This is a genomic window from Alterinioella sp., assembly GCF_058343375.1.
Window position 1 is genome coordinate 17,718 of record NZ_JBTUJH010000020.1, and the last position, 11,682, is coordinate 29,399.

The 11,682-nt window shown below is 62.5% G+C and carries 9 protein-coding genes and 1 pseudogene; 2 read left to right on the forward strand and 8 right to left on the reverse strand.

Annotated features, from left to right (window positions below; genetic code table 11):
• Positions 1-35 precede the first annotated feature (35 nt).
• The 4 genes from ACW8PS_RS03850 to xylF all read right to left on the reverse strand — a co-directional run bounded on the left by ACW8PS_RS03850 (position 36) and on the right by xylF (position 4,872).
• Positions 36-1,592, reverse strand: a complete 1,557-nt coding sequence (locus tag ACW8PS_RS03850) for a trimethylamine methyltransferase family protein (RefSeq protein ID WP_491525958.1) — start codon at positions 1,590-1,592, stop codon at positions 36-38.
• Positions 1,593-1,718: 126 nt separating this feature from the next.
• Positions 1,719-2,468 (reverse strand): ATP-binding cassette domain-containing protein, encoded by a 750-nt coding sequence (locus tag ACW8PS_RS03855; protein ID WP_491525959.1) that lies wholly within the window; start codon positions 2,466-2,468, stop codon positions 1,719-1,721.
• Between the two features lies 1 nt (position 2,469).
• Complete coding sequence (locus tag ACW8PS_RS03860) at positions 2,470-3,768, reverse strand: sugar ABC transporter permease (RefSeq protein ID WP_491525960.1); 1,299 nt, start codon at positions 3,766-3,768, stop codon at positions 2,470-2,472.
• A gap of 72 nt (positions 3,769-3,840) precedes the next feature.
• Positions 3,841-4,872: a D-xylose ABC transporter substrate-binding protein gene (xylF, locus tag ACW8PS_RS03865; RefSeq protein ID WP_491525962.1), complete on the reverse strand. Its 1,032-nt coding sequence runs from the start codon at positions 4,870-4,872 to the stop codon at positions 3,841-3,843.
• 166 nt (positions 4,873-5,038) lie between these two features.
• Between xylF and ACW8PS_RS03870 the strand changes: the two genes are divergently transcribed.
• A complete protein-coding gene (locus ACW8PS_RS03870) occupies positions 5,039-6,256 on the forward strand; it encodes an ROK family protein (protein WP_491525963.1) in 1,218 nt (405 codons plus the stop codon).
• A complete protein-coding gene (locus tag ACW8PS_RS03875; protein ID WP_491525964.1) occupies positions 6,246-7,751 on the forward strand; it encodes a CRTAC1 family protein in 1,506 nt (501 codons plus the stop codon). Before ACW8PS_RS03870 ends, ACW8PS_RS03875 begins: the two co-directional genes overlap by 11 nt.
• A gap of 86 nt (positions 7,752-7,837) precedes the next feature.
• Here the strand turns inward: ACW8PS_RS03875 and ACW8PS_RS03880 are convergent, their stop codons facing one another.
• The 4 genes and pseudogenes from ACW8PS_RS03880 to ACW8PS_RS03895 all read right to left on the reverse strand — a co-directional run.
• Positions 7,838-9,142 (reverse strand): cytochrome-c peroxidase, encoded by a 1,305-nt coding sequence (locus tag ACW8PS_RS03880; protein WP_491525965.1) that lies wholly within the window; start codon positions 9,140-9,142, stop codon positions 7,838-7,840.
• The gene (locus ACW8PS_RS03885) at positions 9,130-10,149 is read right to left on the reverse strand and encodes an aldose epimerase family protein (RefSeq protein ID WP_491525966.1); all 1,020 of its coding nucleotides are present in this window, start codon (positions 10,147-10,149) and stop codon (positions 9,130-9,132) included. Before ACW8PS_RS03885 ends, ACW8PS_RS03880 begins: the two co-directional genes overlap by 13 nt.
• A gap of 20 nt (positions 10,150-10,169) precedes the next feature.
• Entirely contained in the window at positions 10,170-11,480 is a 1,311-nt protein-coding gene (gene xylA, locus ACW8PS_RS03890) for a xylose isomerase (RefSeq protein WP_491525967.1), read from the reverse strand.
• A pseudogene (locus ACW8PS_RS03895) lies at positions 11,477-11,682 on the reverse strand (xylulokinase); the annotation flags it as partial. The pseudogene ACW8PS_RS03895 and the gene xylA, both read right to left, overlap by 4 nt.

Here is an 11,682-nt window from a genome sequence, read left to right on the forward strand (position 1 = left end):
TTCTTTCCCGCGCCCGGCATCCCCCGCCCGCCATATCAATAGTCCTGATTGAGCGCATCGGCGGCCGGTATCTCTCGCTCACGTCGCGCGATATAATCCAGCAGCGCCTCGTTCTTTGCGACATCCAGCTCTGGCTCCTGATATTCCCCCAGCATCTTCTTTGCCCTGGTCAACGCGCGCTCGGTGATCTCGACGCTGCCTTCGGCCGCCCATTGCTCGATGGAATTGTTATCAAACAACTCCGGCATGAAAAACGCCCGTTGAAAGTTCTCCTGCGTATGCGGATGACCCAGGTAATGCCCGCCGGGCCCGATATCGGACACCGCGGCGATGCCTTCATCGAAATCATCCCATCGCGGGCCCTCGGCCATCCGGTAGGCCATGGCGCATTGTTCCGCATCGACGATGAACTTGGCGACGTCGCAATGCATTCCGGCCTCGTTCCAGCCTGCTGAATGCCAGATATAATTGGCCCCTGAATGCATCACCGCCGACAGCGTCGTGGCGCTTTCATAGCCCGCCTGCGCATCAAAGGTTTTGGCCCCGCCAAGCGTGCCGGACGTGCGCCACGGCACGCCATAGAACCGCGCCATCTGGCCGATCATGAAATTCATCAGGCTGATTTCGGGCGTGCCTGCCATCGGTGCCCCCGATTTCATCGACACGGTGGACAGGTAATGACCGTAAATCGCCGGGCAGCCGCGCCGGATCACCTGGGTATAGGCCAGCGCGCTCAGCGCCTCGGCATTCAATTGCGCCACGGCAGGCGCAACGGATGCCGGCGTGTTGGCCCCGCCCAGAACAAAGGGGCTGCACAGAACCGGCTGGTTGCGCCTGCAAAATGCACGCATCGCGCCCAACATGGTTTCATCCCAGACAAGCGGGCTGTTGCCATTGCAATTGCCGGTCGTCACCGGGTGGGTTTCGATGAAGTCCGCGCCGAACAGGATCGCGCACATTTCCAACACGTCCTCGGCGTTTTTCGGGCTTGTGGTCATGCCCATGAATGTCTTGTCGGAATATTTCATCGAGGAATAGGTGATCCGCAAATGCCGCTGGCTGATCGGATGATCATAGGGCTCGACGATGTGATGCGCCGAGGAATGCAGCGCCGGAGACATCTGGCTGAGCTTGTGAAACATCGCCAGATCTTCAAGCAGCGGATTGCGGCGCTTGCCCTCCAGATCGCGCAGAAACGGCGCGCCGGTCATTGGCACGAAGATGGAATTGCGCCCGCCAAGGCGCAGATTATGGGCCGGGTTTCTGGCGTGATAGGTGAAATCCGCAGGGATGGTGGCGATCAGATCGCGGACAAGCCCCCGATCCAGATGCACCCGGTCGCCCCGCACATCCGCGCCGATCCGCCTCCAGTCTGCCAGCGCGATATCGTCGCGGAACACCACGCCCACGTTTTCGAGGATATCCATCGAGGCCGCGTCGATCCGTTCTACCTGCCCCCCATCCATCACCTCGCAATGCGGCAGGCGGTTGAGCAGGCCGGGCAGCATGTCATGTTGCGGGGCAGCGCGCAGGCTGCGGCGTGCAGCGCGCCCGCCTGCCCGGCTGCGGGGCTTGTCTATGGCAGCAATCATGGCGGCATCCTTTGTCCAGATGCCACCAGATTGCGCCGGGCCGGGCCGGCCCGGCGTGCAGAAATGCGAAACGGGTTGGCCCGATTGCGACAGGGCGAAGGGACGGACCGCGCGGCCCGTCAGCGGCTAAGCCGCTTCTTTCGGGTTCTTGCCCAGAATGATCATGCCGAGCAGATCATCATCGGTGACCTCATCGACATTCACCGTGCCCACAAGGGCGCCGTTTTTCATCACGCTGGCGCGGTCGCACAGGTTCATCACCTGATGCACATCATGGTCGATGAGGAAGATCCCGATGCCTTCGGATTTCAGCTGCTTGATCAACTCGGAGACCATCTGCGTTTCCTGCGGCCCCAGCGACGCCGTGGGTTCATCCATGATCAGGATGCGGGCGTTGAAATAGACCGCGCGCGCGATGGCCACCGATTGGCGCTGGCCGCCCGACAGCGCCGAAACGGGGGCCGAGAATTTCTGAAAATTCGGGTTCAGCCGGGCCATGATCTTGCGGGTTTCCGCCTCCATCGCGGCATCATCGACCAGCCCCAGGCGGGTCACCAATTCGCGCCCCAGAAACAGGTTGGACGCCGAATCGAGGTTATCGGCCAGCGCCAGCGTCTGGTAGATGGTCTCGATATTGTGGCTGCGTGCATCGCGCGGATTGGTGATGGTGACCTTTTCGCCATTGATGAAGATCTCGCCGGATTCGGGCGTGTAGGCCCCCGACAGCATCTTGATCAGGGTCGATTTCCCGGCCCCGTTATGGCCCAGCAGGCCGACAACTTCGCCGGGATAAAGATCGACGCTGACGTGATCAACCGCCTTGATGCCGCCGAACGAGATCGACATGTCGCGCATTTCTACCAAAGGCGTAGCCATATCACACCTCCCCCGTGCGTTTGCGATAGATGATGTCGATCAGAACGGCGGCCACCAGAACGACGCCGACAACGATGTTCTGATAGGGCGCGTCGACGCCCACCATTGCCATACCCGATTGCAGGCTTTGCATGATCAACGCGCCCAGAATGGCACCGTGAATTGAGCCCACACCACCCGACAGCGCGGTGCCGCCGATCACCGCCGCCGCGATCACGCGCAATTCGTCCAATGTTCCGATATCATTGGTGTGGTTGGCCAGTCGGGCCGATGCCACGACGGCAGACAGCGCCGTAAGCGCCCCCATCATGGCGAAGACCTTGACTGTCAGCAGCCGGGTGTTGATGCCCGACAGCTCGGCCGCATCCGGGTTGCCGCCGGTGGCGAAGATATAGCGCCCCAAACGGGTGCGGCGGGCCAGGATGGTCATGCCGATGGCCACCACGATCAGCACCAGCACCGAGATCGGCAGGCCGTAGAAGGCGGTGAAGCCTTCGGGCAGTTCCTCGCCGCGCGCGGCAAATTCACGGCGCAGGCGGCCGATCGGAATCTCATAGGAATTCAGCGTCCAGATGAAGCCCATGATTGCGGTCGCGACGATTGCCGACATCGTCATCTCGGCCCAGACCGGTTTGACCGGGAACCCGTGTGACGCCTTGGACCGGCGTGAATTCCACAACGCGGCAATGGCCATTGCCGTTGCCAGCCCGCCAAGGATCCAGGACCAGGTCGGTCCGACCGTGCCGTTGGTGCCGCCGAAGATGATGAAGTTCTGATCCAGCGGGCCGATGGTCTGCCCGTTGGTCAGAAACCAGCCGACATTGCGCCAGACCAGCAGCCCGCCAAGCGTGACGATGAAGGAAGGGATTGTCAGATAGCCGATCAGCCAGCCATGAAAGGCCCCGATCAGCGTGCCTGCCAGAATGCCCACCGCAATGGTGATCGGCGCGGTCAACGGGTGGTTCAGGCCCAGGCCCAGCATGTTGGGCAGCACCTCGGTCTGGGTCATCGCCATCACCGCCGAGGCCGTCGCCAGCAAGGCACCGACACTCAGGTCGATATGGCGGGTGACAATCACAAAGACCATGCCGCAGGCCATGATGGCCACGGAGACCGTCTGGATCGTCAGGTTGAAGATATTGCGCGGCGTCAGAAAACGACCGTCCGTGAAAAAGTCGAACCCGAGGGCGAGAACGACAAAGGCACCAACCATCCCAAGCAGCCGGGTATCCAGTTCAAGATTCTGGAACACGGTCTTTCGGTTTTGCAGGGGAAGCGGCTGAGAAGGATTGTCGGTCATGTCCGAACTCCGATAATCAGCGTTTGGGGTGACGCGCCCCCGGTTGTCCAGGGGCGCATCGGTTCAGTCAGATTACATGTCGCAAGGCGCGGGGCCGTTGCTGACACCCTGGCAAAGCGCCTCAAGCTCGATCCAGCCGGCATCGACGACAACCGAGAGATTCTCGGCGGTGATCGGAACCGGGGCCAGGAACATCGACATCATGGTGGTGCCGCCGGGCGAGGTCCATTCCTGGGCACCTTCGATATCCGACATCATCGCACCACCGGCCAGAGCAACCGCAATCTCGGCCGCGGCGCGGCCCAGATCACGGGAATCCTTCCAGACCGACACGGTCTGGGTGCCCAAAGCGACACGGTTCAGCGCGGCATGATCGCCATCCTGACCCGAAACCGGGATACCTTCCATGCCTTGCGCGGTCAGGGCAGCCACAACACCACCGGCGGTGCCGTCATTTGACGCGATCACGGCATCGACGCCATTATCGGTTGCGGTCAGGATCTGTTCCATGTTGCGCTGTGCGTTCGCAGGCAGCCAGCCATCGGTATAGGCTTCGCCCACGATCTCGATCTCGCCGGCATCAATCGCGGCCTGAATGATCTCCTGCTGGCCACCGCGCAGGAAGTCTGCGTTGGGGTCGGTCGGCGATCCCTTGATCATGACATAGCGCCCCGTTGGTGCCGCCGCCAGAACTGCGCGCGCCTGCATCCGGCCCACTTCGACATTGTCGAAAGTCAGATAAAAGGCACGATCATCTTCGATCAGGCGGTCATAGGCGATCACCGGGATGCCTTCATCCGCAGCGGCCTGAACGGCGGGGCCGATGGCCTGCGCGTCCTGGGCCAGAATGATCAGAGCATCAACGCCCTGGGCGATCAGGCTTTCGATATCGGACAGTTGCTTGGATGCCGAAGATTGCGCATCAGCCGAGATATAGGTGGCCCCGGCCGCGTCCAGTGCGGCAACGATGGCGGCCTCATCCGTGGCCCAGCGTTCCTCCTGGAAATTGGACCAGCTGACACCGACAGTGATGCCTTGTGCGAATGCCGTGGTGGCAAACATGACCGCGAACACAGTCGCGGCAATAGTTTTCAGAAATCTCATTTAGTCCTCCCTGGTACATTATTGGAGAGTCCGAGGCGGGACTCCCGTGATGTGATGTCACGCTAGCATTAATTTATTCGCGGATCAAATTAAATAACCAGGGCCAGGGACCGGATGGCTTGCCGAATTATTTTTTTTAGTGAATTATACCGCAAAGGGGGAAATCATGGCTGCATTGGGACGCGCGACACATGGCCTGGAGCAACGCGAGGTCGGGCGCCAACAGGTTTTTGACGCGATCCGGTCGGCTGGCCGCGTTGCCCGCATCGACATCGCGCGCGAAACCAGCGTCAGCCCGGCAACCGTCACCGCGATCACCGCTGAACTGATTGCCGCCGGCCTGATCGAGGAGATCGTTCCAGAGGGCGACCGCGAAGGGGCCAAGCGCGGCCGCCCGCGTGTGGCGCTGAAGATTCGGGGGGCGGCGCATCTGATCGCGGGGCTGAAAATCTCGGACCGCTCGGCCACCGTGATTCTGGTCGATTTCGAAGGCAATACCGTGGGCGAATATGACGAACCCCTGCCCGGCCCGGTGATGTCGCCTGAGGAATTGGTGATCCTGGTGGGCCAGGCGCTTGCCGGGGCCAGCGCGGCCGCCGGGCGGTTGATTTCCGAGATCTCGGGCGTCGGGCTGGGCCTGTCCGGGCAGATCGACGCGGCGCGGAATTTCGTGCATTGGTCGCCCTCGCTGGATATTCGCAATGTGCATCTGGGCCCGATGTTGTCGGCCGCACTGCCCTTTCCTTTCTTCATAGATAATGATGCAAATCTGGTCGCCAAGGCCGAGCAACTGTTCGGCGAGGGGCGCAACACATCGGATTTCATTGTCATCACCATCGAGCAGGGTGTCGGCATGGGCATCGTGATCGACAACCAGATCTATCGTGGCGAACGCGGCTGCGGGGCCGAGTTTGGCCATACCAAGGTGCAGCTTGATGGCGCGCTGTGCCGCTGCGGGCAGCGCGGCTGTCTGGAGGCCTATGTCGGCGATTATGCCCTGCTGCGTGAGGCCAATATCCGCAGCGGTGCCTTGCCCGAGGAAGACCTGCCGCTGCTTTATGCCCGCGCCCGCGGCGGCGACGCCATGGCGCAGAGCATCCTGGATCGGGCCGGGCGGATGTTTGCCATGGGGCTGGCCAATGTGATCAATATTTTCGACCCCGCGCTGTTGATCCTGTCGGGCGAACAGATGGCGTTCGATTTCCTTTATTCCGAAGAAGTGCTGGCCCGGGTTCGCGCCTCGGTGGTGCAGGTCGATGCCGCATTGCCCGAGATCCGCGTTCATAAATGGGGTGATCTGATGTGGGCCAAAGGGGCCGCCGCCTATGCGATGGAGGGCGTGACCGCGCAGACCATAAAGGGGCTTGCCGCCAATGAAATTTAGCGCGGTTGTGCTGATACTCCTGCCCGGGCTGGCCACGGCCCAGCCGCTGTTTGACCCCCGCCCGGTGCCGGAACATGCCTATACGGGCGGTTGGGAATTTTTTGTCGGCGGCGGCGTGGCAGGTTTTGATTGCAGCGGTGATGGCCTGCCCGAGCTTTACGCGGCGGGCGGCGAAGCCCCGGCCCAACTGATGCGCAATCAGGGCAATTTGGTCTTTACCGCCGAAACCCCCGATGCGCTGGCGCTGACCGGCGTGACCGGGGCCTATCCGCTGGATATCGACAGCGATGGCCTGCTGGATCTGGCGATATTGCGGGTTGGCGAAAACTACCTGATGCGCGGGCTGGGAGGGTGCGAATTTGCCCGGTTCGAGGGGTTGGGATTTGATGGCGGCGACAGCTGGACCACGGCGTTTTCGGCGACTTGGGAGCCGGGCCAGAGCCTGCCGACGCTGGCCTTTGGCAATTACGTCGACCGCAGCGATCCCGATGGCCCGTTCGAGGCCTGCGACCAGAGCCTGCTGTTTCGGCCCGAGGGCGACACTTATGGCGCGCCGATCGCCTTGCAGCCCGGGTTTTGCACTCTTTCGATGCTGTTTTCCGATTGGGGGCGGCGGGGGCGGGCCGATCTGAGGGTCTCGAATGACCGCCATTACTACGTGCGCGGCGGCCAGGAACAGATGTGGGCGATGGAGGCAACGCCCCGCCTTTACAGCTCTGATGATGGCTGGAATGCCTTTCAGCTCTGGGGCATGGGCATCGCGTCACGCGATCTGGACGGCGATGGGTTGCCCGAGATCTACATGACCTCGATGGGCGATCAGCGCCTGCAATTGCTGGACCGCGATGCGGGTGGGCCTTCCTATGTCGATGCGCCCTATGCGCGCGGGGCCACGGCGCAGCGGCCCTATACCGGCGGCGATGGCCGCCCCTCGACCGGCTGGCACGCGGCGTTCGGCGATGTGGATATCGACGGTTGGGATGATCTTTTCGTGTCCAAGGGCAATGTCGAACAGATGCCCGGCAGCGCCATGGACGACCCCAACAACCTGCTGATGGGCGCGGCTGACGGTATTTTCCGCGAGGCCGGGTTGCAGGCCGGTATTGCCGGGATGGCGCGCAGCCGCGGGGCCGCTTTGATGGATATGGATGGCGACGGGTTGCTGGATCTGGCGGTGGTGAACCGGCGCGCGCCGATGGAGCTGTATCGAAACATCACCGAGACGACGGGCGGCTGGTTGCAGGTTGATGTCATGCAAGACGGGGCCAACCGCTTTGCCGTTGGTGCCTTTGTCGAATTGCGCGCCGGTAATCGGCTGTGGACGCAGGAGATCACCGTGGGTGGCGGCCATGCCGGCGGGGTGGCCGGGCCGCTGCATTTCGGGCTTGGCGACGCGGATATAGTTGAGATCAGGGTGATCTGGCCCGATGGCGTGACCGAGCCATGGCAGCGCATTGAGGTGAATCGGCGGATTACGATGATGCGCGATGGGTAGGCTTGGCGAGCCGCGAAAAAGGCCATTCAAATGGCCTTCACAACGCGATTTCGAAATCGCGTAAGCAAGCCGCTTTGAAGCGGCTTTCATTGCGCAACCGGCAACCCGCTTGGCACCCTATCCGGCACGCCCAGCCTGCCATCCTGTGACCCCGGTTCGGTCAACGCCTCCAGAAACGCGATCAGATCGGCAATCTGCTGATCCTCCAGTGTCATCGGAGCCAGCATATTGGCATCGGCAATCGCCTGTATCTCGGCGCTATCCTCCAGGATCCGAAAATCGGACATGCCGGGCAGATCGGGCAAGATCGCCTGAGACGGATCATAGGCCATCAGCGATGCGACCGGATCCAGATGATGCCGGATCACGGCCTCCAGCGTGGCATAGGCCCCGGAATGGCCATAGGGCGCGGTCAGGGTGACATTGCGCAGCGAGGGCGTGCGAAAGGCATAGGCATCGGCGAGGTCGCCGGTGACCCGCATCCGGCCCTCATCGCGGGCGTTATCCTCGAACCGGGCGGCCTTGCCCGGCCCGATCTGCGGCATTGCGATGGCGTAGAACTGAAAATCGGTCTGGAACCGCCCGGCATGGCAGGTGCTGCACCCGGCATTGCCATAAAACAGCGCCCGGCCCCGTTCGGCCGCGGGGGGCAGCGGCTCCTCACCTGCCAGGTAGCGGTCGAACGGGCTGTCATCGGCGCGCCATTCAAAGGCGATGAATTCGGCGATGGCATTGGCGATATCGGTGAACCCCACCGGCGCGCCCGGCCCCAGAACCGTATCGAACCGGGCCCGGTATTGCGGGATCTCGACCACCCGCGCGGCGATCTGGTCCCAGGCCCCGCCCGGCAGTGCCAATTGCCCCATGCGCACCGCCCGGGAGATGGCGTTTTCGGAATAATGCCCGGCCATTTCATCGGCCGACAGCACCGGAAACATCGCCTGCGCCGCAAGAACCGAGGCAAAGCCTTCGACCATGCTGTCGCCCAGCGGCGTGCGAATGCCACCGGGGCGCGCCGGGTCCGCCTCCAGCCGGCCATCATGGAACAGGACGCTGAATTCCGACGCCCCGAGATTGAACAGCCCCGGAGAATTGCGCGGAACCCGCTGTTCGGGCAGGTTATCAGGATCGACCCGTCGATCCGGGCCAAGCCCGATACCGCCATCGCCAATCCCCAGAGATACCCCATCAGCAGTGCCGAAACGCGGGCTGTGGCAGGTGGCGCAGGAAACGCCCTGATTGCCCGACAGGATCGGATCGTAAAACAGCAAGCGCCCCAGCTCGACCTGCGCGGGCTCGGTCTCCATCCAATCCACGGGCGGAAAATCGGCCTGCGCAAAGGCGGGCAGAGGCCAGAGCAACAGGAACCGCAACAAGATCAGCCAGCGCATGTCGGGGCCTCCTTGATTTCAACGCTCAGGCGTTGGTGATAGGGGCGATCGGGATCAATCAGGATCGAGGCAAAGCCCGGCTGGTTCAATGCGTCGGGCGGGGCCTGCGGCTCGATGCAGATGCCGTGAAACGGCCACAGGCTCTTATCGGTCCAGCCACCGGGGCGCGCGGTCAGATGTTTGGCGGTATAAAGCTGCGCCCCGGGCTGATCGGACCACATCCGCAGATGCAGCCCGTTCGGGGCGACCAGTTGCGCCACCGGCGCGCCCGGGTCGCGGCGATCGGGAAACACCAGGTTGATATCGCTGCCCTCGCGGCCCGGATCCAGCGCGCCCAGCGCGGTGAGGTCGCGAAAATCATAGCGGCTGCCGGCCACCGGAAGGATTTCACCAGTAGGCAGGCCGCGCCCGTCAACCGGCATCCGGCGATCGGCAATGCAGGTCAGGCGATGGCCCCAGATCTCGCCCCCGCCCATCAGGTTATAGTAATTGTGCTGCGCCAGATTGACCGGCGTCGGGCGGTCGGTTTCGGCGCGCATGTCATAACTCACCCGCGCGCCCTTCAAAGCCACGGTGAGGGTGAAATCAACAGTTCCGGGATAGCCTTCTTCGCCATCCGCTGAGCGATAGGTAAAGCGGACCGCATTGGCGGCGCTGTCGCCTTCCATGTCCCATATGCGGCGGCTCAGCCCGCGATGCCCGCCATGCAGATGGGTCTGGCCCTCATTCTGCGACAGTTGGAAAATGTCGTCATCGATGACCAGCCGCCCGCCGCTGGTGCGGTTGGCGACACGCCCGACAATGGCCCCCAGATAGGCATCATCGCTCAGATAGGCCCCGGCCGCGGCGTAACCCAGCACCACCGGCACCGAGGCCCCGCCGCAGGGCACCCACCAGCCTTGCGTGGTGGCCCCGAGATTGAGAAGCTGCAGGCGCATATCGCCATCGGCAAGCGTTGCCTGCATCAGCGGGCTGTCCTCAGTGCCTCCAACACGGGTGATCTGCATTGCGGCCCTCCCCCTGGGCGTCAGACGAAACGGTTCACGACGTTTTCCAGATATTCCTGCCGCCCCGAGCGGGGGTCGGGATTGATGCAATCCGCCTCCACCCGCGCGGCGATCTGATCCAGGCTGCGGTTACCCTCCAGCATGGCACGGGCTTCATCGCTCTGCCAACCGGCATATCGGGCAGTAACAAATTCCGGCAATGTCGCGTCCTCGATCATTGCCGCTGCCGCCTTCAGGCCCCGGGCGCAGATATCCATGGCCCCGATATGGGCCATCAGCAAATCCTCCGGGTCCAGCGATTGGCGCCGCAGCTTGGCGTCGAAATTGGTGCCGCCGCTGCCAAACCCGCCGCCGCGCAGGATGTGATAATAGGCCAGCGCCACCTCGGGCAGATTGTTGGGGAACTGATCGGTATCCCAGCCGGATTGGTAATCATTGCGGTTCATGTCGATCGAGCCGAAAATGCCCAAAGCCTGCGCCAGCGCAATCTCATGTTCAAAGCTGTGACCGGCCAGAATGGCGTGGCCCTGCTCGATATTGACCCTGACCTCACCCTCCAGCCCGTGCCGCTTGAGGAAGCCATAGACCGTTGCCACGTCATAATCATACTGATGTTTGGTCGGTTCCTGGGGTTTCGGTTCGATCATGATCTGGCCGCCGAACCCGATCTTGTGCTTGTAGTCCACCACCATGTTCAGGAACCGGCCCAACTGCGCATCCTCGCGCGCCAGATCGGTGTTGAGCAGCGTCTCATAGCCTTCGCGCCCGCCCCAGAGCACATAGTTTTCGCCGCCCAGACGCTGCGTCGCATCCATGCAGGTCTTGACCGTCGCTGCCGCAAAGGCAAAGACATCCGGGTCCGGATTGGTGGCGGCACCCGCCATATAGCGGCGATGCGAGAACAGATTGGCCGTGCCCCAGAGCAGCTTTGTCCCGGTCTGCGCCATCCTGGCGGCGACATATTCCACCATCTCCTCCAGATTGCGGGTGTTTTCGGCGAAATCGGCACCTTCAGGGCGCATATCGGCATCGTGAAAGCAGAAATAGGGCGTTTTCAGCAGGCCAAACATTTCGAAGGCCACATCGGCCTTGAGCTTTGCTGCCGCCATGCCATCGCCAAACCACGGGCGTTCAAATGTCTGGCCGCCAAACGGGTCATTGCCCGGCCAGACGAAATTGTGCCAGTAACAGGTGGCAAAGCGCAGATGATCGGCCATGCGTTTGCCCGCCACCACCGCATCGGGGTCATAATGGCGAAAGGCCAGCGGGTTGCGGCTGTCTGCGCCCTCGAACGGGATCTCGGTGAGGTCGCCAAAAAAACCGGTGCTCATGTCAGAACTGCCTTCATGCTTGGGTAAAGCGCGCGGTAACGGGCATAGGCGGCATCATAGGCCGCGGCCAGATCCGGGCGCGGATCAATGGTTTCGGACATCTCGGGCGATGTCATGACGTCAGAAATGGGGTGGCCTGTCGCCACCATCGCCAGACGGGCGGCACCAAGGGCTGCGCCAAATTCGCCCTTCGCGGGCAGGC